This is a genomic window from Lentzea sp. NPDC036949 (assembly GCF_055608075.1).
Genome location: NZ_JBVJRA010000022.1, coordinates 71,540 through 92,204, shown reverse-complemented (window position 1 = coordinate 92,204; position 20,665 = coordinate 71,540). Strand labels below are relative to the sequence as shown.

Sequence of the window (20,665 nt, the reverse complement as noted above, 5' to 3'; positions counted from 1 at the left end):
CGCCAGGTACGTACCCGACAACAACAACACGATGAAGCTGTACAGGGCGATCTCACCGAGCAGGAACGACCAGTGCGTCGGGAACACCTTGTTCAACTGCTTGCGCAACCCGGAGGCCGCGTGGAACCGCTCATCGGCAGCGTTGGCCGCCGCCCCTGCGACGCGCGCGGCCGCGTTGGCCGGCTTCGTCGGCGTGGTGATGGCACTCATGACTTACGCTCCCAGAACGCCGGACCCACAGCCTCGATGAAGTCACTGCGGGCAACCAAGTATCCCTCTTCGTCCACAGTGATCGGAAGCTGTGGGAGAGGACGGGTCGCCGGCCCGAACCGCGGCTTGGCGTACTCGAACACGTCGAACTGCGACTGGTGGCACGGGCAGAGCAGCAGACCGGTCTGCTGCTCGAACAGCGAGGTCGGGCAACCCAGGTGCGTGCAGATCTTCGAGTACGCGTACAGGTCGCCGTAGTTGAAGTCCTCCTGGCCCGCGCGCTTCGTGATCGCCTGGTTCGGCCGCATGCGGATGAGCATGACCGGAGCGTCGGCCCGCTTGAGGGCGGCGACCAGTGCGTGCTCGTCGTTCCGCTCGGACTCGCGGAACGGGAAGACCGTCTCGAAGCCGCCCGGCTCGACGTCCTCGGGACGCACCAGGGAGACCTCGTGGAAGTTGCCGGTGTGGCGGCGGAGGTAGACCTTCTCGCCCTTCTCCGCCTTCCAGCCGGTGTGCCAGAGCGAGTTCTTGGTCTCGCTGTCGGAGTGCGGGTTCTTGACCAGCGCGCCCAGCGGGACGACGGCCACGCCCAGGCCCAGCACGCCCGCGCCGAGACCGGCGGTGCGCTTGATCAGGCTGCGGCGGCCGATGCCGCTGCGCTGGCCCGCGTCGGACAGCTCGGCCACCAGGGTGGCGCGGTCGACCGCGGTCGACGGGCCGTCGTGGCGCTGCTGCACCGCGAGCTCGTCGGGGAGGAACTTCTTGGTGTAGAGCAGCGCGCCGACGCCCAGGCCCAGCACGGACAGGCCGAGGAACAGGCCGATCAGCGGGTTGTACAGGTTGTGCAGGAGGTGGCCCTCGGCGTTGGACGGGGACTCGTACTCCCACGGCCAGAAGAGGAACACGCCGAGGAAGGCGAGGCCGGACAGCGCCGAGATCAGGAACCAGATGGCCACCTGGCGCTGGGCGCGGCGCTCGGCGCGCGTGCCCTCGACCGGCCACTTCTCCTCGTAGTGGACGAGCTCGACGCCGTCCATCCTGGTGCCGAGCTTGACGAGGTCGTCCCGGCTCATCTCCGCGAGCTCTGCCTCGCTGGGCAGCTCGGTCGGCTTGTCGCCGCTCATGCCTTGGCTCCGATCCAGAGGGTCACGCCGATGAGCGCGGCGATGCCCACGATGAACGCGATCAAGCCCTCGGAGACGGGTCCGAACCCACCCAGGGCGTTACCGCCGGAGTTGTTGTTCCCGTCGGTGACCGACTTGACGTACGCGATGATGTCTTTCTTCTCTTCCGGCGTGAGCTGGCGCTCGCCGAACTTCGGCATGTTCTGCGGGCCGCTCAGCATCGCCGTGTAGATCTGGTCCTCGGTGACGCCGTCGAGCGCCGGCGCGAACTTGCCGGACGACAGCGCGCCACCACGCCCCGTGAAGTTGTGGCAGCTGGCGCAGTTGAGGCGGAAGAGCTCGCCACCGCGCGCCGGGTTGTCGCCGCGCAGGGCCTCGCCGGACTCGGAGGGCTTCTTCGGGCCCGCGCCGCCGTTGGCGTCGATGTAGGCCATCAGCGCGTTGATCTCCTCGGGGGAGAGCTTCGCGGGCTTGCGGATGGCCTGCGCCTCCTGCCGCGCCATGGGCATGCGGCCGGAGGAAGTCTGGAAGTAGACCGCGGCGTCACCGACGCCGACGAGGCTCGGCCCGCGGCTCTCGACACCCTCCAGGGACCTGCCGTGGCAGCTCTGGCAGGTGTTCAGGTAGATCTGCTCGCCCTGGCGGACCAGGGCGTCCTGCTGCTGTGCCTGCGCGGTCTGCGCGGTGGGCGCGAACGCGGTGAACAGCAGGCCGGCGCTCAGCAGGCCGAACCCCAGTGCGAGCAGGCCGGCGACCCGGCGGCGCAGCTTCGTGCGGGCGCCGCGGGGGCGTTTCGTAGTGGTGGTCATGGTGTGCGGCAACCCTTGCTGTCAGTTCGGGAGCTCGTGGCTTGGCTGTGTGCCGACTGGGTCAGGGCACGATGTAGATGATGGCGAACAGGCCGATCCACACGACGTCGACGAAGTGCCAGTAGTACGACACGACGATGGCGGAGGTGGCCTGAGCCGGCGTGAACTTGCTGAGCTTCGTCCGGATCAACAGGTAGACGAACGCGATCAGACCGCCGATGACGTGCAGGCCGTGGAAGCCGGTCGTCAGGTAGAAGACGGTGCCGTAGGCCGACGACGGGATCGTCGTGCCGTGCTCGACCAGCTCGACGTACTCACCCGCCTGGCCGCCCACGAAGATCGCGCCCATGATCAGCGTCACGATGTACCAGCGACGCAGACCGAAGACGTCACCGCGCTCCGCTGCGAACACGCCCCACTGACAGGTGAAGGACGACGCGACCAGGATGATCGTGAAGACCGACGCGTAGGGGACGTTCAGGTGGGTCGGAGGCGGGGGCCAAGGTCCCTCGTTCTGGGCCTTCACCGTGAAGAACATGGCGAAGAGGCCAGCGAAGAACATGAGCTCGCTGGACAGCCAGACGATCGTGCCGACGCTGACCATGTTCGGGCGGTTCAGCGAGTGCACGCGCTGGCCGATTGAAGGCGCTGCCGTGGTCACGAGCAGCATTATTGCCTGCGCTATTTCCGCCCGCCCATCGGGTCCTGGGCGGATCATGGGTCGGCTGGGTCACACGGCGCGTGACCCAGGAGGAGGTCAAAGGGATGGGCTTGCTGGGCCGATTGCGGGAACTGCTGCACCGGCGGGACGAACCGGTGCTGTCCTTGAACGATCCGGACCTCGTCGTGGTCGTCGAGGCGTTCGACGTCGTGGAGGCCGATTCGGCCGCTCTGGCGCGGTCGCCGCGGTGGCGGGCCGACGAGCTCGCGGTGTTGCGGCACCACGTCCGCATCCCGCCTGACCAGGTAGAACGCGCGCGGGAGCTGCTGGAGCCGGACGGCTGGGTGCTCGTCGCCGGTGATATATCGCATATCAGCCGGGTGCAGAAGCTGGACGCGCTGCACTGCGCGCAGGAGCGGTCGCGGATGGCGTCGCTGGCGCAGCGGCTCGGCGGTGACGCCCTGGGGTGGGACGCCCTGCAACCGGCCCGATAGCATCGCCGCGACCTTGGTCACTTTCTTCACGACCCAGTCAGCAGTAGCAGTGGAGGATCGAGAGATGAGCACGCAGACCACGAAGATCCTGGTGTTCAGCCACCGACCCGAGGTGCGTGAGACGATCATCACTGCCGTCGGCCGCCGCCCGGCGCCGGACCTGCCCCGCGTGGACTACGTCGAGGCCGGCGCGATCGCCGACGTGCTGTACGAGGTGGACAACGGCACCGTCGACCTGCTGATCCTCGACGGCGAGGCGCAGCCGACCGGTGGCATGGGCCTGTCCCGCCAGCTCAAGGACGAGATCACGAACTGCCCGCCGATCGTCGTGGCCGTGCGCCGCAAGGACGACCGGTGGCTCGCGACCTGGTCGCAGGCCGACGCGGTGCTGGTGCACCCGCTGGACCCGCTGGCCGCCGCCGAGACCGTGGCAGAGGTGCTGCGGGGCTCGGCTGTTCCCGTCGTCAGGGGCTGAGCCCGCGATGGGCGAGCGCACCTGGCCGTCGCTGCTCAACCGCCTGCTCGACGGTGTCGACCTGACCGCCGACGACACGGCCTGGGGCATGGACAGGGTCATGTCGGGTGAGGCGACGCCGGCGCAGATCTCGGCGTTCGTCGTCGCGTTGCGCGCGAAGGGCGAGACGCCGGAGGAGGTCGACGGCCTGGCGACGATGATGCTCAGCCACGCCCGCCGCTTCGACGTGGGCGTGCGCGCGACCGACATCGTGGGCACCGGCGGCGATCATTCCGGTTCGGTGAACATCTCGACGATGGCCGCGATCGTCACGGCCGCGGCGGGCGTCCCGGTGGTCAAGCACGGCAACCGGGCGGCGTCGTCGCAGTGCGGCACGGCGGACGTGCTGGAGGCGCTGGGCGTCGCGATCGACCTGCCGCCGGAGGGCGTGCGGGCGACCGTGGCGGAGCTGGGCATCGGGTTCTGCTTCGCGCCGGTGTTCCACCCCGGCTTCCGGCACGCGGGCCCGGTGCGGCGGGAGATCGGCATCCCGACGTCGTTCAACCTGCTCGGGCCGCTCACGAACCCGGCGCAGCCGCAGGTCGGCCTGATCGGTTGCGCGCGGGCGGTCGCGGCTCCGCTGATCGCGGGGGTGTTCGCACGCCGCCGCAACACGGCGCTGGTCGTGCGCGGTGACGACGGCCTCGACGAGATCACGACCACCACGACGACGTCGGCGTGGCTCGCGCAGGACGGCGAGGTGCGCGAGGAGCGGATCGACCCGGCGGTGCTGGGTGTGCAGCCCGCGCGCGAGGAGGACCTGAAGGGCGGCGACGCGTCGGTCAACGCCCAGGTGGTCCGCGACCTGGTGGCCGGCAAGACGGGTTCCGTGCGCGACGCGGTGCTCGTGAACGCGGCGGGCGCCATCGCGGCGCACGGCGGGTTCTCGGGCGACCTGCACGCCGACCTGGCGGCTTCGCTGGGCCGTGCCGCCGAGGCGGTCGACTCGGGTGCGGCGAGCACGCTGCTGGGCCGTTGGGTGGAGCTCTCGACGTCCCTGAAGGGCTGAGACCACCCGGTTCGGTCACGCGGCGCGTTCGGCGCGTGACCGGGCCGGTGCGGCTGCCGCAGTGGCGTAGTCCGTGCGAGTGACGGCCCGGAGATGCGCGCCACGTGGTAACCCGGCGGCAACCGCCACCTGGAATGCTGGAGCCATGGTCCTCTACCCGGTGATGAAGCACGTCGTCGCGCGCGCAGCCCGCATGGTCTACCGCCCGGTGGTCGACGGTCTGGAGAACGTCCCGACCGACGGCCCCGTCATCCTGGCGGCGAACCACCTCAGCTTCATCGACAGCGTCGTGATCCCCATGGTGGTGCCGCGGCGCGTGTCGTTCCTGGCGAAGGCGGAGTACTTCACCGGCACCGGGGTCAAGGGCGCGATGTCCCGCTGGTTCTTCTCGTCGCTGGGCCACGTGCCGGTGCACCGCGGCAAGGGCCGTGACGCCCGTGCCGCGCTCGACACGGCGGCGGAGATCCTGGCGCGCGGGGACGCGTTCGCCATCTACCCCGAGGGCACCCGCTCGCTCGACGGCATGCTGCACCGCGGTCGCACCGGTGTCGCGCGCATGGCGCTGGAGTCGGGTGCGCCGGTCGTGCCGGTCGGCATCATCGGCACGGACAAGGTCCAGCCGGTCGGCAGCCGGTTCCCGAAGGTCGTCCCGGTGACCGTGCGGTTCGGCGAGCCGCTCGACTTCAGCCGCTACGACGGCATGCAGGAGTCGCTGCCGGTGCTGCGCAGCGTCACCGACGAGATCATCTACCGCATCCTCGACCTGAGCGGCCAGGAGTACGTCGACGCGTACCAGAAGACCCCGGTCGCCGCTTAGACCGCTCACGGCCCGCTGAGGCCGTCGCAGGGACCATGTCGAAGGCCCTCCCCCGCTGGCGCGAGCACAGCGACGGGAGGGCCTTCGTGCGAGATGCGGGACGCCGTGCACGACCGAGGCCCCCTCCGCGAACAGAGGGGGCCTCGGTAGAGCAAATATCCGATATATCGGATATCAGTCGTGGTTGGGTCCGGTGTGGTACTCGAACACCAGGCCGCCGACGGTGATCAGCACGAGGATGATCGCGATCACGAGCAGCCACACGTGCCAGAACGCCACCGCGACACCCGCGGTCGCCGCCGCGGCGGCGAGGCCGATCGGCCAGTACGAGCCGGGGCTGAAGAAGCCCAGCTCACCGGCACCGTCGGAGACCTCGGCCTCGGGGTTGTCCTCGGGACGGACCTCGATGCGGCGGGCGACGAACCGGAAGTAGGTGCCGACGATGAGCGCCAGACCACCGGTGAGCGCGAGCGCCACCGTGCCGGCGGGCTCGACCGCGCCGGTCGCCTGGTGCGTCCAGTAGCCGTAGACGACGGCCATCAGGAACGAGAAGGCCATCACCAGGTCGAATACGCGAGCTTCGATCTTCATCGCGGGGCGTCCCTACTTCTGACCCGCGCCGGACGCCTCACGGGCGGTCCGGTCGGTGTTGAACGGGGTGGTCGTGGTGGCCAGCGGCGAGCACCAGTCCTTGCAGCCCACCTTGGCGAGCGCCTCGGCCGTGGTGTACGGCTTGCCCGTCTTCTCGTTCGTCTCCTTGCGGAACCCGATGTACTTGTCGAAGTCCGCCTGCTCCAGGGCGCGGACCTCGAAGTTCATCACCGCGTGGTAGGAGCCGCACAGCTCGGCGCACCGGCCGACGAACGCACCGGGACGCTTGATCTCGTCGATCTGGAAGACGTTGTCCTGGTTGTTCTTCTTCGGGTCCGGGAAGACGTCCCGCTTGAAGTGGAACTCCGGCACGAAGAACGAGTGGATGACGTCCGTCGACTCCAGGGTGAACTGGACGCGCTTGCCGGCCGGGAGCACCAGGATCGGGACCTCACCCGAGGTGCCGACCGTGCTGACGACGTTGCCCGCCTCGGTCTTGTGGTCCGGGTACTGGAACTCCCAGTTCCACTGGAACGCGATGACGTCGACGTTCACGTCCGGCTTGCCCGACTTGTCCGTCACGTAGTTCTGCGTGACGGCCGTGAAGTAGAACAGCACCGCCACGATCACCGTCGGCACGACGATGAGCACGATCTCCAGCGGGAGGTTGTACGCCGTCTGACGCGGCAGCTCCTCCGACTTCTTGCGGTGGAACGCCACCGACCACAGGATCAGACCCCACACGATGACGCCGACGACGAGCGCGGCGATCACGGACCAGGTCCAGAGCTCGCGCATCTTCTCGGCCTGCGGCGTGACGGCCACCGGCCAGCCGAAGCGCAGCACCTCGTCCGTGGAGCAACCGGTGGCCCCGATACCGACCAGGCCCACCAGGCCAGCGGTTTTCGCCAGCCGGGATGCCCTGGTGCCCTCCTTCAGGCCCACTGCTCGCCCGCCTCCTCGTTCCATGCCAACGGATCAAGCGGGAGCGTAGCCCAGCGCGGGAGGGCTCACCCCTCGGGGGCACCGCCGCTGCGGTGCAGTTTCGGTCACACAGAGCCCTTTCGGCATACTGGGGACTTCCCCCTTCGTATTTCTGAGAGGTGCGAGAGCCTTGTGCGGCCTGGCAGGACTTGTATGCCCTAGCGAGAACGAGGCCGAGAGCGCCCGCCCGGCGGTGGAGTCCGCACTGCGCTGCATGCGGCACCGCGGCCCGGACGAGAGCGGCACGCGGCGGGTGGACGAGGTCGTCTTCGGGTTCAACCGCCTGGCGATCATCGACATCGAGCACTCCCACCAGCCGCTGACCTGGGGACCGCCGGAGTCGCCGAACCGGTACACGATCAACTTCAACGGCGAGGTCTACAACTACCTGGAGCTGCGCGCCGAGCTCACCGAGAAGCACGGCGCGGTCTTCCACACCGACGGCGACACCGAGACGATCGTCGCCGCCTACCACTACTTCGGCCCCGCGGCGATCTCGAAGCTGCGCGGCATGTTCGCCTTCATCATCTGGGACGCCGAGCGCAGGGTGCTGTTCGGCGGCCGCGACCCGTTCGGCATCAAGCCGCTGTACTGGGCGCAGGGGGCGCTGGGCGTCGCGTTCTCCAGCGAGAAGAAGATCCTGCTGGAGATCTCCCGCACGCTGGCCATCAACCCGCAGCTCAACGTCAAGGGCCTGCAGCAGTACCTGACGCTGCAGTACGTGCCGGAGCCCGACTCGCTGCACGACTCGATCCACCGGGTCGAGTCCGGTCACTCGTTCACGCTGGTCCCCGGTGAGGCGCCGCGGTTCGAGCGGTACTTCCCGGCCGAGTTCCGGGTGCGCACCGTCCGCAGCGAGGCGGAGGCCGACGCGCTGTACGACGAGATCACCGCCGCGCTGCGCGACTCGGTCGCCAAGCACATGCGCGCGGACGTGACGGTCGGCTCGTTCCTGTCCGGCGGCATCGACTCCACCGTGGTCGCGGCGCTGGCCAAGGAGCACAACCCGGACCTGATCACGTTCACCACGGGGTTCGAGCGCCAGGGCTTCTCCGAGGTCGACGTGGCGGCGGAGTCGGCGGCGCTGATCGGCGTGAAGCACGTCGTGCGCACGGTCAGCCCGCAGGAGATGATGGACTCCCTGCCGCTGATCACCTGGTACCTCGACGACCCGGTGGCGGACCCGGCGCTGGTGCCGCTGTGGTTCATCGCGCGGGAGGCGCGCCGGCACGTCAAGGTCGTGCTGTCCGGTGAGGGCGCGGACGAGCTGTTCGGCGGGTACACGATCTACCGCGAGCCGTTGTCGCTGTCGGCGTTCGAGAAGGTGCCGGGGGCGCTGCGCAAGGCGATGGGCAAGGTGTCGACGAAGATCCCGCAGGGCGTGCGCGGCAAGGACCTGCTGCGCCGGGGCGCGCTGACGCTGGAGGAGCGCTACTACGGCAACGCGCGCATCTTCCTCGACCCGCAGCTGCGGGAGGTCCTGCGCACGTACGACCCGAACACCTCGCACAGGGACGTGACGGCCCAGCCGTACCGCGAGTCGCGGCACTGGGACCCGGTCACGCGCATGCAGCACGTCGACCTGTTCACCTGGCTGCGCGGCGACATCCTGGTCAAGGCCGACAAGATGACCATGGCGAACTCGCTGGAGCTGCGCGTCCCGTTCCTGGACCCGGAGGTCTTCAAGATCGCCTCGCAGATCCCGAGCGAGCTGAAGATCACGAAGGACACCACGAAGTTCGCGTTGCGCAAGGCGATCCGCGACATCGTGCCCGCGCACGTGCTGAACCGCCGCAAGCTCGGCTTCCCGGTGCCGATCCGGCACTGGCTCAAGGACGAGATGCACGACTGGGCGGTCGAGCACGTGCGCGCGTCGCAGACCGACCAGTACATCGACAAGCAGGCGGTGCTGCGGCTGATCGAGGAGCACCGGTCGGGCGTGCTCGACCACAGCCGCCGCATCTGGGCGCTGCTGGTGTTCATGATCTGGCACGGCATCTTCGTCGAGAACCGCATCACGCCGGTGGTGCCGGAGCCGCACTACCCGGTCAAGCTCTAGCCAGGACGCGAAAGGGCCCCTCCGCGGAGGGGCCCTTTCGTTCGGCGGTGGTTACCGGCGGCCCTGTGCGCTGCACATCGCGTAGGAGCTGACGACGGTCTCCGGTGCCGCCATGAGCTCCAGGTAGCGGTCGAGCTCGTCGTCGGACAGCGGGAGCTTCGCGCGGGCCTGGCGTGCGCTGGCGGCGAGCAGCCGGCAGCCCGACGAGCCGCCCTGCCACTCCTGCACCTCGCGGGAGCCGCTGACGTCGTGCATTCCGACGTCCTGCAGCGCGCGTTCGACGCGGGCGCCCCAGGCGAGTTCGGCACCGGCCTGGTCGAGCAGCGTGAGCAGGGCGTTCTTCACCCGCATGATGAGCTTGGCGTCGTCGGGGGCGGCGGCGAGGACCTCCAGCGGGAGGCAGTCGAACTCGTCGAGCACGAGCCAGCCGCCGGGACGCAGCGCGTCGCGCAGCTTGCGCAGGACGAGGTCGCGGGCCGGGAGGTGGAAGAGCACGCCGCGGGCGTGGACCAGGTCGAACGCGTTGCCCGGCAATATGTTGGACACCACGTCGTGTTCGAGGACGGTGACGTTGTCACGCTCCCGCAGCCGCGAGACGTCGAGGTCGGTGACCGTCACGTGCCCGGACGGGGCGACGACGTCGGCGAGCCAGTTCGCCACCGATCCGCCACCGCCACCGATCTCGAGGCAGCGCCAGCCGTCTGTGATGCCGAGCCGCTCGACGCGGGCGAAGGTGCCCGCGTCGAGCAGGGAGCTCAGCGCGTCGAACTGCGGGTCGAGCGACTCACCGGAGTCGCCTAACAGGTACGTCCCCATTGTCCGATCATGGCAGGACCGGGGCGATCTCCTCAGCCGCTTCGCCGCCGAACGCGCCGCGGATGCGGGCGAGGGCGGGCTCGCGCTCGAGCTTCCACTCCTGCGTGCCGACGGTCTCGAGGACCTCGACGGCGATCAGGGAGCCGAGCTGAGCTGCGCGTTCCAGGCCCAGGCCCGCGGAGGTGCCGGCGAGGAACCCGGCGCGGAAGCCGTCGCCGACACCGGTCGGGTCGGTCTTCGCGACCTCGGGGACGGCGGGCACGTGCAGCGAGGAGCCGTCGCGGTCGACGATCTCCACGCCCTTGGCGCCGAGGGTGGTGACCCGGCGGCCGACCCTGGACAGCACGTCGGCCTCGGTCCAGCCGGTCTTCTGGAGCAGCAGCTCCCACTCGTAGTCGTTGCTGAACAGGTACTCGGCGCCCTCGACGAACGTGCGCGCCTGCTCGCCGTCCATGCGGGCCAGCTGCTGCGACGGGTCGACGGCGAAGCGGTAGCCGCGCTGACGGCACTCCTCGGCGTGGCGGAGCATGGCGGCGGGGTCGTCCGGGCTGATCACGACGAGCTCGAGGTCGGCGACCCTGTTCGCGATCGGGGCCAGCTCGATGTTGCGGGCCTCGGCCATCGCGCCGGCGTAGAAGGAGGCGATCTGGCACATGTCGTCGTCCGTGGTGCAGACGAACCGCGCGGTGTGCGCGACCTCGGAGACGTACACGCCGGAGGTGTCGACGCCGTGCCGTTCCAGCCACGAGCGGTAGTCGTCGAAGTCCTTGCCGACGGCGCCCACGAGCACCGGCCGCATCCCCAGCACACCGAGACCGAACGCGATGTTCGCGCCGATGCCGCCGCGGCGGACGACGAGGTCGTCGACCAGGAAGCTCAGCGACACCCGGTCGAGGCGCTCCGCGACCAGCTGGTCCGCGAACCGGCCGGGGAAGTGCATGAGATGGTCGGTCGCGATGCTGCCGCACACGGCTACCGGCACCAGTCGGCCCTCACTTTCTTGTTGCTCGACGCGCGGCTGACCCGGACGAGTGCAGCCGCGAAGACTACTGTTTGGTAGGGCTTTCGCAGGTCACAGCACCGACATACGGTCGAGCGGTGACGATCCCCGAGGCGACCACGATGACCGAGCTGATCGACGACTGCGCGCAGCTCCCCTTCGCTCTGACCCACCCCGAGCACCCCCTGCCCGCACCGCGGGCGGCCGCGGCCTGGCTGATCGACGACCGCAGCACGAGCCAGGTCGAGGGCCTGGCCGAGTACGGCGTCTGACCGCTCGGAGCCCGGACAGCAGGTCCACACAGCGCGAGGCCGCGTTCCCGTCGTGCGGGAACGCGGCCTCGCGCATTGGTCGCCTTAGTGGAACGAGTCGCCGCAGGCGCAGGACCCGCCGGCGTTCGGGTTGTCGATCGTGAAGCCCTGCTTCTCGATCGTGTCCACGAAGTCGATGACGGCGCCTTCGACGTACGGGGCGCTCATGCGGTCAACGGCGACCTTCATGCCGTTGAAGTCCACCATCGCGTCGCCGTCGAGCGTGCGCTCGTCGAAGAACAGCTGGTACTTCAGGCCGGCACAACCACCGGGCTGGACGGCGATGCGCAGGTGCATGTCGTCGCGGCCCTCCTGGTCGAGCAGCGCCTTGGCCTTGACGGCGGCCGCATCGGTCAGCGTCACGCCGTGGGTCGGCGCCTCGGAGGTCGAAGCGGCATCCTGAGCGGTCGTCATGGCTCTCCTAAGAGGTCCTTTGCGGGCGGTTCGCCCTTCAACAACACGGGCGTTCCCCGCTTTGTTCCGCTCTCCATGGTCCCACAACACGGCCCCTTGTCGAACGTCACGTGGGCCACCCTCCAGCCACCAGCGACGACGCCGACCGATATATCAGTCGGCGGGTCAGTGCGACCACTGCCGGGCCACGTGCCGTGCCGTTGCAACGAGACTTTTGCGGGCGTCCGCAATCGATTTTTGCACGGAGCCGACGTGCTCGGAGACGGAGTAGGCGTCCTGGACGCCGGCGGCGGCCATCTCGCGGCGGCCGACGCTGACCTGGCCGGCGATGGCGATGCAGGGGACGGCGCGGTCGGCCGCTCCGGCGGCGACGGCGGTGATGAGCTTGCCGCGCAGGGACTGCCAGTCGAAGCTGCCCTCGCCGGTGACGACGAGGTCGGCGGTGTCGAGTGCGGCGTCGAGGGCGGTGAGCTCGCGGACGAGGCCGGCGCCGGACCGCACGGTCGCGCCGAGGGTGAGCAGGGCGGCGCCGAGACCTCCGGCAGCTCCGGCGCCTGATATATCGGATACGGGCTTCAGGACGTCCATGGCGGCGAGCTTGGCTTCGAGGCGTTCCACGGCTTCCGGGGACGCGCCCTTCTGCGGGCCGAACGTGCGGGCGGCGCCGTGCGGGCCGAGCAGCGGGTTCTCCACGTCCGACGCGGCCACCAGCGATATATCGGTCAGCTCGACGGCGGCGTCGGCCAACGCGGCGAGCATGCCCGCGCCGCCGTCGGTCGTGCCGGAGCCGCCGAGGCCGACGACGATGACATCGTTGTCAGCCGCAGCTGCCGCGATGAGCTCGCCGACGCCGCGGGTCGTGGCGGTCTCGCAGGACGCGGCGCGCAGCTCGGCCGGGACGAGGTGCAGGCCGCACGCCTCCGCGGACTCGACGTACGCGGTGCGCTTGCCGTCGTGGGTGTGCCGCAGCCAGCGTGCTTCGACCGGCGTGCCGAGTGGGCCGGTGACGGCGGTGTGTTGGACATCGCCGTCGAGTGCGGCGTGCAGGACGTCGACGAAGCCGGGGCCGCCGTCGGCGAGCGGGCGCTGCACGACGACGTCGTCCGGCTTGGCCTCGTGCCAGCCGGTGGCGATGGCGTCGGCGGCCTCGCGGGCGGTCAGGGTGCCGCCGAAGCAGTCCGGGGCGATGAGTACGCGCACCTCGCGAAAGGTACAGAAGAACCACTGCCCTACCCTGGTGCCGTGAGGTTCCTGCGCCGCAACTCCGACGACACCGCCACCGCCACCGAAGCACCCGCGACGGAGGCCGAGCTCGCCGAGCCGCTCGACCGGAACCGGACCGCGGGCAAGGGCCGTGCGACGCCGAAGCGCCGGGAAGCGCAGGCCAGGCGCAGCGGTCCCGTCCCGCCGCCGCCCCGCACGCAGCGCGAGGCGTTCAAGCGCATGCGCGGCAACAAGGTGAGCAAGGAAGAGCGCCGTGCCGCGGCCGCCGACCGCCGTGCGCGGATGATGGCGGGCGACGAGAAGTACCTGCCGGTGCGCGACCGCGGGCCGGTCAAGGCCTACATCCGCGACCTGGTCGACTCGCGCCGCAACCTCATGGGCCTGTTCATGCCGCTCGCGATCCTGGTGTTCGTGGCGCTGCTGACGCCGTCGCTGGCGGTGCAGCGGTACGCGACGCTGGCGACGACGTTCATGCTGATCGCGATGATCATCGAGGGCTTCGTCCTCGGCCGGATCGTCACGAAGCGGGTGCGGGCGAAGTTCCCGACCGAGCCGATCAAGGGCATCTCGATCGGCTGGTACGCGTTCATCCGCGCGAGCCAGCTGCGCAAGCTGCGCATCCCCAAGCCGCGCGTGGGCCCCGGCGACGCCGTCAAGTAGGTGGCCCGGCTGTCACTGCCGGAGCGGCTGCGGTGGGACCACAACGCGTGGTACCGCCGCTGGCTGCTCCGGCAGTTGCCGTCCGGGGCCGGGTCGGCGCTGGACGTGGGCTGCGGGCTCGGTGACCTCGCCCGGTCGGTCGACGCGCGGAGCGTCACGGCGATCGACGCGAACGAGCGCATGGTCGAGCGCGCCAGTGCGACGAGCACGCGCGTGCGGTGGGTCCACGGCGACGTCCTCACGCACGACCTGGGGCGGTTCGACGTCGTCACGGCCGAGGCGAGCCTGCACCACCTGCCGTTGCGCGAGGGGCTCGCGCGGCTGGCCGGGCTGACCGCGCCGGGCGGGCGGCTGGTCGTCGTGGGGCTGTACTCGCTCGCCACGAAGGCCGAGCTGGTGGTGGAGGCCGTCGCGCTGCCCGCGAACGCGCTCGTCGGGATCGCGAAGTGGGCCACCGGTCAGCGCACCGGTGCGCACGACTCGGAGATGCCGGTCGTGTGGACCGCTCCGACGTTGGCCGAGATCCGCGCGGCGGCGCGGGAGAGCACGCCCGGTGCGCGCGTGCGCAGGCGGTTGTTCTGGCGGTACACGCTGGTCTGGGACGCTCCCGAAGTTCATTAGCAAGCCGAAGGAACTCGGACTAAGCTCCGATGTATGAAGTTCCGTCGTCTTGGCCGCAGCGGCCTGAGCGTCAGCGAGATCACCTACGGCAACTGGCTCACGCACGGTTCGCAGATCGAGGAGGACCAAGCGCACGCCTGCGTGAAGGCCGCGCTGGAGTCCGGCATCACGACCTTCGACACCGCCGACGTCTACGCGAACACCGCGGCGGAGTCGGTGCTCGGCCGGGCGCTCAAGGGCGAACGGCGCGAGTCCCTGGAGCTGCTCACGAAGGTCTACTGGCCGACCGGCCCCGGCGGTCCCAACGACCGCGGCCTGGGCCGCAAGCACGTCATGGAGTCGGCCAACGCCTCCCTGAAGCGCCTGCAGACCGACTACGTCGACCTCTACCAGGCCCACCGGTACGACCACTCGGTGCCGCTGGAGGAGACGATGCTGGCGTTCGCCGACCTCGTCCGCCAGGGCAAGGTCCTCTACGTCGGTGTCTCCGAGTGGACCGCCGAGCAGATCACCCGCGGTGCCGCGCTGGCCCGTGAGCTCAAGGTGCCGTTCGTGTCGCACCAGCCGCAGTACTCGATGTTGTGGCGCGTCATCGAACCGCAGGTCGTGCCGGTGTGCGAGCGCGAGGGCATCAGCCAGATCGTGTTCTCCCCGATCGCGCAGGGCGTCCTGACCGGCAAGTACCTGCCGGGTGCCGAGGCGCCGGCGGGCTCGCGGCTGGCCGACGAGCGCGGGTCGCAGATGATCGCCCGCTGGGTGCGCGACGACGTGCTGACCGCGGTGCAGCAGCTCAAGCCGATCGCCGACGAGGTGGGCGTCACGATGGCGCAGCTCGCGGTGGCGTGGGTGCTCAAGAACCCGAACGTCGCGTCCGCGATCATCGGCGCCTCGCGGCCGGAGCAGGTCGTCGAGAACGTCAAGGCGGTCGACGTCGAGCTCGACGACGAGGTGCTGAAGAAGATCGACGGCGTGCTCGAGGGCGTCGTCACGGACGACCCGAGGCTCACCGCCGCCGGCTGATCCTCAGCCCGCGGGGTGCAGGCTCATCGGGCCGTACACCTCGGACTCCGCGCGCAGGAGCGTGACCTGCTCGACCCCGGCGTCGAGCAGGTCGCGCCACCCGGCGCTGAACCACTCCTCCGCCTCCGCCTGGTCGGCGAACACCACGTCCGGGCCGGCCACGTCCCGGCCCTGTGCATCCTGGTAGCGCCAGCGGAACTCCATGGACGAAGGCTAACCCTTGACCACCAGAACGCTCGTGCTCGGCGGCGCCCGTTCGGGCAAGTCCGCGCACGCGGAAGGCCTGCTCACGGACGCGACCGTGACATATGTCGCAACGGCGCGCCGCTACCCCGACGACCCGGACTGGGACGCGCGCATCGCCAAGCACGTCGCCCGCCGCCCGTCCACCTGGCACACCGTGGAGGCGCCCGCGTCCGGTGACCTGTCGGCGTTGCTCACCGCGACGTCGTACGACGACCCGCCGATCCTGGTCGACGACCTGTCGACGTGGCTGGTGGGCGCGCTCGACGACGCCGGCGCGTGGGAGGGCCACGGCATCGGCGCGGTCGAACGCGCCGTCGACGAGCTCGTCGGCTCCATCGCCACCTGCCGGGCGCGGCTCGTGCTGGTGAGCGCGGAGGTCGGCCTCGGCGTCGTTCCGTCGACGCGCTCTGGCAGGCTCTTCCGCGACCACCTCGGTGCGCTCAACGCGCGCGTCGCCGGGGTGTGCGACGAGGTGCTGCTGCTCGTCGCCGGCATCCCGCTGAGACTGCGATGAGGAGTGACCAGGTGAGCACCGAGTTCCCGCCGGTGGAGGCGCCGGACGAGACCGCTCTGCGCGAGGCGCGGGCCAGGCACGCGGTGCTGACCAAGCCGGTCGGCTCGCTCGGCCGCCTGGAGGACCTCGGCATGTGGGTCGCGGCGTGCCAGGGCGTCGTGCCGCCCAAGCCGTTCGTGCGGCCGCGGGTCGTGGTGTTCGCGGGTGACCACGGCATCACCGCGCAGGGCGTGTCGGCGTACCCGAGCGAGGTGACCGGGCAGATGGTCGCCAACTTCCTGACCGGCGGCGCCGCGGTGAACGTGCTCGCGCAGGTCGCGGGAGCCACCGTGCGCGTGGTCGACATGGCCGTCGACTCCGACACCCCCGCCGCGGTCAGCGCGCACAAGGTGCGGCGCTCGTCCGGGTCGATCGACCGCGAGGACGCGCTCACCCGCGAGCAGTGCGAGGCGGCCATCGCGGCCGGTCGCGCCGTCGCCGACGAGGAGGTCGACTCGGGCGCCGATGTGCTCGTCGCGGGCGACATGGGCATCGGCAACACGACGCCGGCGGCGGTGCTGATCGCGTCGCTGACCGGGTCGGAGCCGGTCGCGGTCGTCGGCCGCGGCACCGGCATCGACGACCAGGCGTGGATGCGCAAGACGGCGGCGATCCGCGACGCGCTGCGCCGGGCGCGGCTGGTGATCAGCGACCCGGTGGCGTTGCTGGCCACGGCCGGTGGCGCGGACATCGCGGCGATGGCCGGGTTCCTGGCCCAGGCGGCGGTGCGCAAGACCCCGGTGGTGCTCGACGGCGTCGTCGTCGGTGCGGCCGCGGTGGTGGCCGAGGAGCTGGCGCCGGGTGCGCGCGAGTGGTGGGTGGCCGGGCACGAGTCGGCCGAGCCCGCGCACGCGATCGCGCTGGGGCACCTGAACCTGAAGCCGCTCCTGGAGTTCGGCATGCGACTGGGCGAGGGCTCCGGTGCGGTGGCGGCGCTGCCGTTGCTCAGTGCCGCGGTGAAGGTGCTCGCGGAGATGGCGACGTTCGAGAGCGCCGGTGTCACGGCCCGCGAGGACCAGCACGTGCTGGAGAAGCAGCTCGACGGTGTCGACGATGACGACGACGCAGAGCTGAGCCGCCGGGAACCGAGCCGCGAAGAACCGGCTGAGTGAAGCTCGCCCTCTCCTGGCTGACGGTCCTGCCGATCCGCGTCGACGCCGTCGACGGCGTCGCGGCTCGGCGGGCCATCAGCTGGGCGCCGGTCGTCGGCCTGCTGCTCGGCGCGTTCGCGGCTGGTGTGCTGGAGCTGCTCGCGATATCCGATATATCAGCGCTGGTGGCTGGGTTCCTGGTCGTCGGCGTCGTAGCTCTGGTGTCGCGCGGCATGCACGTCGACGGGCTCGCCGACGTCGCCGACGGCCTCGGTTGCTACGGGCCGCCCGAGCGGGCGCTGAAGGTCATGAAGGACGGCGGCGCCGGGCCGTTCGGCGTCGTCACGTTGATCGTGGTGCTCGGAGCTCAGGCAGCGGCGCTGCCCCAGGCCCACTGGGGAACGGTGCTGTTGGCGTTCGCGGTGAGCCGGGCCGCGTTCGGGATCTGCTGCCTGCGCGGCGTGCCCGCGGCTCGGCCGGAGGGGCTCGGCGCGCTCGTCGCGGGCACGCAGCACCCGGCGGTCGTCGCCGGCACGTGGGTGGTGCTCGCCGTCGCGGCGGTTCCGCTCGGGGTGCGCGCCGTCGTCGCCGTCGTCGTCGCGGCCCTGCTGGTGTGGTTGCTCGTGCGGCACACCGTGCGGCGGTTCGGCGGCATCACCGGTGATGTGCTCGGTGCTGCCGCCGAACTCGCACTGCTCGTCGTGCTGGTCGTCTCCGGGTAGGGGACCTGACCAGGACGGGGACCTAGCCGAGCACCGTCATCCAGCCGTGGGTGTCGGCGACGTGGCCGTGCTGCAGGCCGGTCAGGCGCTCGCGCAGCTTCATGGTCACCGAGCCGGTGCCGCCGTCGGCGATGGAGAACTCGCCACCGGCGTGCTTGACGTGGCCGACGGGGGTGATGACGGCGGCCGTGCCGCACGCGAAGACCTCGGTGAGCTCACCGGAGGCGTTCGCCTTCTCCCACTCGTCGGTCGAGATGCGCCGTTCCTCGACGGTCAGGCCGAGGTCGGACGCCAGCCGCAGCAGCGAGCTCCGGGTGATGCCGGGCAGCAGCGTGCCGGTCAGCTCGGGGGTGACGACCTTGTCGCCGTAGACGAAGAACAGGTTCATGCCGCCCATCTCCTCGACCCAGCGGCGTTCCACCGCGTCGAGCCAGACGACCTGGTCGCACCCCTTCTCCGCGGCCTGCGCCTGCGCCACGAGGGACGCGGCGTAGTTGCCGGCGAACTTGGCCGCGCCGGTGCCACCGGGGGCCGCGCGGACGTACTCGGTCGAGAGCCACACGCTCACCGGGCGGACGCCGCTCGCGAAGTAGGAGCCGGCGGGGGAGGCGATCAGCACGTAGAGGTACTCGGACGAGGGTCGCACGCCGAGTCCCTTCTCCGTCGAGATCATGAAGGGCCGCAGGTAGAGCGACTCCTCGGGCGCCGAGGGCACCCAGTGGCCGTCGACGGCGAGGATCTGCCGCACCGACTCGAGGAACAGCTCGTCGGGGAGCTCGGGCATGGCCATGCGGCGGGCCGACGCGCGGAAGCGCTCGGCGTTCGCCTCAGGGCGGAAGGACGCGATCGAACCGTCGGGCTGCCGGTAGGCCTTGAGCCCTTCGAAGATCGCCTGGCCGTAGTGCAGCACCATTGCCGCGGGGTCCAGTGCGAGGGTGGAGTACGGGCCGACCTCTGCGTCGTGCCAGCCCTGCTCGCGGTTCCAGCGGATCGTCACCATGTGGTCGGTGAAGTGCTGCCCGAAGCCCGGCTTGGCAAGCACCTCCGCTACGCGTTCCGGGGTCGCCGGCTGCGGGTGGGAGGTCCGGGTGAAAGGCAACGCGCTCGTCATGTGAGCACGGTAATACGCAGGTCGGGATACGGAAAATCGTCTTCCCAAAACTCGGACGTCCTACTAAGTCACACCGGTTAGAGTCCCCGACCATGACCGAGCAGGAACGATCTTCGAAGGGTGCTGACGTCCGCACCGTGCTGCAGGCCGCGCTGCTCGTGCTGGGCACCGGGCTGACGCTGCTCGACGGCTACGTGCTCGGCGGGGCCGGCGGTGTCGTGGGCGCCGTGTTCCTGGCCGTCTTCTTCCTCGCCGGGTACTACGGCATCAGCAAGGACAAGCCCTCTACGAACGGCCGGGTGTACGGGCTGGTGGCGTGTGTCGCCGTGACGCTGCTCGTCTTCCTCTCAGCGACGCTGTAGCGCCGATCAGCCCCGTGCCGGCGCCCACTCCCGCGAACGAGATGAGCAGCGCGGGCACCGGCGTGCTCATGGCGAGCAGCACGGAGAGCCCGAGCCCGAGGCAGGCGGTGCGCATGGGCCACGTGCGGTCGTTCTGCAGCAACACGCGCGCCGACGCGTTCGTGAACGCGTAGTAGAAGAGCGTCGCGCACGCCGCCACGCCCAGCGCGATCGACAACGGCATGACGACCACCGCGAGCGCGCACGCGGCCACGACCACGACCGACAGCACCGCGGGCTTGAGGCGGCCCGGCAGGTCGCCGTCCTCCACCAGCCCGGTCAGCGTCCGGTGCGCCGACGCGAGCACGAAGTGCAACGCGGTCACCCCGGCCACCGCGGCGGCGATCTGCACGAGCGGCACCAGCGCCGCCGCGTCCGCCGCGACGAGCGCGTCCCGCAGCGGCGCGGGCGACAGGGCGAGGCGCGCGCTGCCGAGCTGGCGCAGCACACCGGCGCCCACGGCCAGGTACACCGCGAACGGCAGTCCGACCAGGACGGGGATGGCGATCCGCAGCACACCCGGCGGGTGCGGCCGCTCGCCGCGGTGCGGGGCGGTGACGCGCTCGAAGCCGGTGAACGCCACGAACATCAGGCCGGCGGCACCGACGAGCTCGTTGGCGCTGCCCGTCTCCCCCGCCGACGGCACCGGCGGGATGGCGAAGCTCGCCACGGCCACGAGCACCAGCACGCCGAGCACGACCACCGCGGCCGCCGTGCTGACGCCGACGTCCCAGCGGAACCCGGCCGCGCCCAGCAGCGCCGTGGCCGCCACGAGGACGAGCGCACCGGCCAGCGGCTGGTCCGGCACCACGTACGCGCCGAACATCACCGCCAACGCCGCCGCCATCGCGCACCGGCCGAGCAGGTGCGCGCTCGCTGTCATCCGTGCGGGCCACACACCGAGCTGAGCACGTACGTATCCGTAACCGCCGCCGACGTCGGGGTAGGCACGGGACTGGTCCGCTGTCGAGAAGGCCGAGCACAGGGCGGCTGCCGCGGAGATGGCCAGCGCCGGGAGCAGCCACCAGCCCGCAAGACCTGCGGCGGGAACGAATCCGGCGAAGACCCCCGCACCGAGCACCGCGGGCAGACCGAGCGCGATCGCCGCTGCGATCTCGCGAGGCGTGTGGGTCACGGGGTACACATTCGCAGATGGGGCATCAGGCCGTAACCACCCGGTCGAATGACGCACGGATCGGGCGA

The 20,665-nt window shown here is 70.6% G+C and carries 25 protein-coding genes and 1 pseudogene; 13 read left to right on the top strand and 13 right to left on the bottom strand.

The features are described 5' to 3' along the window. From ACZ7CD_RS37235 to ctaE, 4 genes and pseudogenes are all read right to left on the bottom strand, one after another. Positions 1–210 (bottom strand): annotated as a pseudogene (locus ACZ7CD_RS37235) (cytochrome bc1 complex cytochrome b subunit); the annotation flags it as partial. After that, a complete protein-coding gene (gene qcrA, locus ACZ7CD_RS37230) occupies positions 207–1,334 on the bottom strand; it encodes a cytochrome bc1 complex Rieske iron-sulfur subunit (protein ID WP_458433765.1) in 1,128 nt (375 codons plus the stop codon). The gene qcrA and the pseudogene ACZ7CD_RS37235, both read right to left, overlap by 4 nt. Beyond that, positions 1,331–2,143: a cytochrome bc1 complex diheme cytochrome c subunit gene (qcrC, locus tag ACZ7CD_RS37225; RefSeq protein WP_360397440.1), complete on the bottom strand. Its 813-nt coding sequence runs from the start codon at positions 2,141–2,143 to the stop codon at positions 1,331–1,333. The genes qcrA and qcrC overlap by 4 nt, the downstream gene beginning before the upstream one ends. Before the next feature lie 61 nt (positions 2,144–2,204). Next, positions 2,205–2,813, bottom strand: coding sequence for an aa3-type cytochrome oxidase subunit III (ctaE, locus tag ACZ7CD_RS37220; RefSeq protein WP_285647246.1), 609 nt, complete (start codon positions 2,811–2,813; stop codon positions 2,205–2,207). 95 nt (positions 2,814–2,908) lie between these two features. On the opposite strand from ctaE, the gene ACZ7CD_RS37215 reads away from it, so the two are divergent. The 4 genes from ACZ7CD_RS37215 (at position 2,909) to ACZ7CD_RS37200 (ending at position 5,638) form a co-directional block, all read left to right on the top strand. After that, positions 2,909–3,298, top strand: a complete 390-nt coding sequence (locus ACZ7CD_RS37215; protein ID WP_360397438.1) for a hypothetical protein — start codon at positions 2,909–2,911, stop codon at positions 3,296–3,298. A gap of 64 nt (positions 3,299–3,362) precedes the next feature. Next, on the top strand, positions 3,363–3,773 hold the full coding sequence (locus ACZ7CD_RS37210) for a hypothetical protein (protein WP_360397437.1): 411 nt from the start codon (positions 3,363–3,365) through the stop codon (positions 3,771–3,773). A gap of 7 nt (positions 3,774–3,780) precedes the next feature. After that, positions 3,781–4,821, top strand: a complete 1,041-nt coding sequence (gene trpD, locus ACZ7CD_RS37205; RefSeq protein WP_360397435.1) for an anthranilate phosphoribosyltransferase — start codon at positions 3,781–3,783, stop codon at positions 4,819–4,821. 145 nt (positions 4,822–4,966) lie between these two features. Beyond that, on the top strand, positions 4,967–5,638 hold the full coding sequence (locus ACZ7CD_RS37200; protein WP_470380722.1) for a lysophospholipid acyltransferase family protein: 672 nt from the start codon (positions 4,967–4,969) through the stop codon (positions 5,636–5,638). A gap of 174 nt (positions 5,639–5,812) precedes the next feature. On the opposite strand, the gene ACZ7CD_RS37195 is transcribed toward ACZ7CD_RS37200, so the two are convergent. Continuing rightward, entirely contained in the window at positions 5,813–6,229 is a 417-nt protein-coding gene (locus ACZ7CD_RS37195) for a cytochrome c oxidase subunit 4 (RefSeq protein WP_360397431.1), read from the bottom strand. A 12-nt stretch (positions 6,230–6,241) separates the two neighbouring features. Beyond that, positions 6,242–7,174 (bottom strand): aa3-type cytochrome oxidase subunit II, encoded by a 933-nt coding sequence (gene ctaC, locus ACZ7CD_RS37190; RefSeq protein WP_360397429.1) that lies wholly within the window; start codon positions 7,172–7,174, stop codon positions 6,242–6,244. Between the two features lie 169 nt (positions 7,175–7,343). On the opposite strand from ctaC, the gene asnB reads away from it, so the two are divergent. Further along, positions 7,344–9,272: an asparagine synthase (glutamine-hydrolyzing) gene (gene asnB, locus ACZ7CD_RS37185; RefSeq protein ID WP_360397427.1), complete on the top strand. Its 1,929-nt coding sequence runs from the start codon at positions 7,344–7,346 to the stop codon at positions 9,270–9,272. Between the two features lie 51 nt (positions 9,273–9,323). On the opposite strand, the gene ACZ7CD_RS37180 is transcribed toward asnB, so the two are convergent. After that, on the bottom strand, positions 9,324–10,088 hold the full coding sequence (locus ACZ7CD_RS37180; protein WP_360397425.1) for a class I SAM-dependent methyltransferase: 765 nt from the start codon (positions 10,086–10,088) through the stop codon (positions 9,324–9,326). Between the two features lie 7 nt (positions 10,089–10,095). After that, a complete protein-coding gene (locus tag ACZ7CD_RS37175; protein WP_360397460.1) occupies positions 10,096–11,028 on the bottom strand; it encodes a carbohydrate kinase family protein in 933 nt (310 codons plus the stop codon). 158 nt (positions 11,029–11,186) lie between these two features. Here ACZ7CD_RS37175 and ACZ7CD_RS37170 point away from each other — a divergent pair, with 158 nt between their 5' ends. Then, positions 11,187–11,360 carry a hypothetical protein gene (locus tag ACZ7CD_RS37170; RefSeq protein ID WP_360397423.1) on the top strand — a complete coding sequence of 58 codons (174 nt, stop codon included), beginning with the start codon at positions 11,187–11,189 and terminating at the stop codon, positions 11,358–11,360. 84 nt (positions 11,361–11,444) lie between these two features. Here ACZ7CD_RS37170 and ACZ7CD_RS37165 read toward each other — a convergent pair whose 3' ends face one another. Further along, positions 11,445–11,813, bottom strand: a complete 369-nt coding sequence (locus ACZ7CD_RS37165) for a HesB/IscA family protein (protein WP_053737629.1) — start codon at positions 11,811–11,813, stop codon at positions 11,445–11,447. 165 nt (positions 11,814–11,978) lie between these two features. Continuing rightward, the gene (locus ACZ7CD_RS37160; protein ID WP_470380721.1) at positions 11,979–13,013 is read right to left on the bottom strand and encodes a glycerate kinase family protein; all 1,035 of its coding nucleotides are present in this window, start codon (positions 13,011–13,013) and stop codon (positions 11,979–11,981) included. A 42-nt stretch (positions 13,014–13,055) separates the two neighbouring features. Here ACZ7CD_RS37160 and ACZ7CD_RS37155 point away from each other — a divergent pair, with 42 nt between their 5' ends. The 3 genes from ACZ7CD_RS37155 to ACZ7CD_RS37145 are packed head-to-tail and all read left to right on the top strand — an operon-like array spanning position 13,056 to position 15,338. Continuing rightward, positions 13,056–13,697, top strand: a complete 642-nt coding sequence (locus ACZ7CD_RS37155; protein ID WP_360397419.1) for a DUF3043 domain-containing protein — start codon at positions 13,056–13,058, stop codon at positions 13,695–13,697. Further along, positions 13,698–14,318 (top strand): class I SAM-dependent methyltransferase, encoded by a 621-nt coding sequence (locus ACZ7CD_RS37150; protein ID WP_360397417.1) that lies wholly within the window; start codon positions 13,698–13,700, stop codon positions 14,316–14,318. 33 nt (positions 14,319–14,351) lie between these two features. Then, complete coding sequence (locus ACZ7CD_RS37145) at positions 14,352–15,338, top strand: aldo/keto reductase family protein (protein WP_360397415.1); 987 nt, start codon at positions 14,352–14,354, stop codon at positions 15,336–15,338. 3 nt (positions 15,339–15,341) lie between these two features. On the opposite strand, the gene ACZ7CD_RS37140 is transcribed toward ACZ7CD_RS37145, so the two are convergent. Beyond that, a complete protein-coding gene (locus ACZ7CD_RS37140) occupies positions 15,342–15,542 on the bottom strand; it encodes a hypothetical protein (protein ID WP_360397413.1) in 201 nt (66 codons plus the stop codon). A 16-nt stretch (positions 15,543–15,558) separates the two neighbouring features. Here ACZ7CD_RS37140 and cobU point away from each other — a divergent pair, with 16 nt between their 5' ends. From cobU to cobS, 3 genes are read left to right on the top strand one after another with little or no spacing between them, the layout of a single operon-like run. Then, positions 15,559–16,098: a bifunctional adenosylcobinamide kinase/adenosylcobinamide-phosphate guanylyltransferase gene (cobU, locus tag ACZ7CD_RS37135; protein ID WP_360397411.1), complete on the top strand. Its 540-nt coding sequence runs from the start codon at positions 15,559–15,561 to the stop codon at positions 16,096–16,098. Continuing rightward, positions 16,095–17,249, top strand: coding sequence for a nicotinate-nucleotide--dimethylbenzimidazole phosphoribosyltransferase (gene cobT / locus ACZ7CD_RS37130; RefSeq protein ID WP_470371822.1), 1,155 nt, complete (start codon positions 16,095–16,097; stop codon positions 17,247–17,249). Before cobU ends, cobT begins: the two co-directional genes overlap by 4 nt. Further along, the gene (cobS, locus tag ACZ7CD_RS37125; RefSeq protein WP_470375806.1) at positions 17,246–17,950 is read left to right on the top strand and encodes an adenosylcobinamide-GDP ribazoletransferase; all 705 of its coding nucleotides are present in this window, start codon (positions 17,246–17,248) and stop codon (positions 17,948–17,950) included. Before cobT ends, cobS begins: the two co-directional genes overlap by 4 nt. A gap of 22 nt (positions 17,951–17,972) precedes the next feature. On the opposite strand, the gene ACZ7CD_RS37120 is transcribed toward cobS, so the two are convergent. After that, the gene (locus ACZ7CD_RS37120) at positions 17,973–19,061 is read right to left on the bottom strand and encodes a branched-chain amino acid aminotransferase (RefSeq protein ID WP_360397405.1); all 1,089 of its coding nucleotides are present in this window, start codon (positions 19,059–19,061) and stop codon (positions 17,973–17,975) included. Between the two features lie 92 nt (positions 19,062–19,153). On the opposite strand from ACZ7CD_RS37120, the gene ACZ7CD_RS37115 reads away from it, so the two are divergent. Continuing rightward, entirely contained in the window at positions 19,154–19,423 is a 270-nt protein-coding gene (locus tag ACZ7CD_RS37115; protein WP_360397403.1) for a hypothetical protein, read from the top strand. On the opposite strand, the gene ACZ7CD_RS37110 is transcribed toward ACZ7CD_RS37115, so the two are convergent. After that, a complete protein-coding gene (locus ACZ7CD_RS37110; protein ID WP_470380720.1) occupies positions 19,347–20,597 on the bottom strand; it encodes an APC family permease in 1,251 nt (416 codons plus the stop codon). The genes ACZ7CD_RS37115 and ACZ7CD_RS37110 overlap by 77 nt on opposite strands. Positions 20,598–20,665: the final 68 nt, after the last annotated feature.

Excerpts from the sequence above, each read along its gene's own strand:
- ACZ7CD_RS37200 (WP_470380722.1), top strand. The coding sequence starts at position 4,967 with ATGGTCCTCTACCCGGTGATGAAGCACGTCGTCGCGCGCGCAGCCCGC.
- qcrA (WP_458433765.1), bottom strand. The coding sequence starts at position 1,334 with ATGAGCGGCGACAAGCCGACCGAGCTGCCCAGCGAGGCAGAGCTCGCG.
- ACZ7CD_RS37115 (WP_360397403.1), top strand. The coding sequence starts at position 19,154 with ATGACCGAGCAGGAACGATCTTCGAAGGGTGCTGACGTCCGCACCGTG.
- ACZ7CD_RS37210 (WP_360397437.1), top strand. The coding sequence starts at position 3,363 with ATGAGCACGCAGACCACGAAGATCCTGGTGTTCAGCCACCGACCCGAG.
- qcrC (WP_360397440.1), bottom strand. The coding sequence starts at position 2,143 with ATGACCACCACTACGAAACGCCCCCGCGGCGCCCGCACGAAGCTGCGC.
- ACZ7CD_RS37140 (WP_360397413.1), bottom strand. The coding sequence starts at position 15,542 with ATGGAGTTCCGCTGGCGCTACCAGGATGCACAGGGCCGGGACGTGGCC.
- ctaE (WP_285647246.1), bottom strand. The coding sequence starts at position 2,813 with ATGCTGCTCGTGACCACGGCAGCGCCTTCAATCGGCCAGCGCGTGCAC.
- ACZ7CD_RS37175 (WP_360397460.1), bottom strand. The coding sequence starts at position 11,028 with ATGCACTTCCCCGGCCGGTTCGCGGACCAGCTGGTCGCGGAGCGCCTC.
- ACZ7CD_RS37145 (WP_360397415.1), top strand. The coding sequence starts at position 14,352 with ATGAAGTTCCGTCGTCTTGGCCGCAGCGGCCTGAGCGTCAGCGAGATC.
- ACZ7CD_RS37165 (WP_053737629.1), bottom strand. The coding sequence starts at position 11,813 with ATGACGACCGCTCAGGATGCCGCTTCGACCTCCGAGGCGCCGACCCAC.
- trpD (WP_360397435.1), top strand. The coding sequence starts at position 3,781 with ATGGGCGAGCGCACCTGGCCGTCGCTGCTCAACCGCCTGCTCGACGGT.
- ACZ7CD_RS37120 (WP_360397405.1), bottom strand. The coding sequence starts at position 19,061 with ATGACGAGCGCGTTGCCTTTCACCCGGACCTCCCACCCGCAGCCGGCG.
- ACZ7CD_RS37180 (WP_360397425.1), bottom strand. The coding sequence starts at position 10,088 with ATGGGGACGTACCTGTTAGGCGACTCCGGTGAGTCGCTCGACCCGCAG.
- ACZ7CD_RS37215 (WP_360397438.1), top strand. The coding sequence starts at position 2,909 with ATGGGCTTGCTGGGCCGATTGCGGGAACTGCTGCACCGGCGGGACGAA.
- ACZ7CD_RS37195 (WP_360397431.1), bottom strand. The coding sequence starts at position 6,229 with ATGAAGATCGAAGCTCGCGTATTCGACCTGGTGATGGCCTTCTCGTTC.
- cobT (WP_470371822.1), top strand. The coding sequence starts at position 16,095 with ATGAGGAGTGACCAGGTGAGCACCGAGTTCCCGCCGGTGGAGGCGCCG.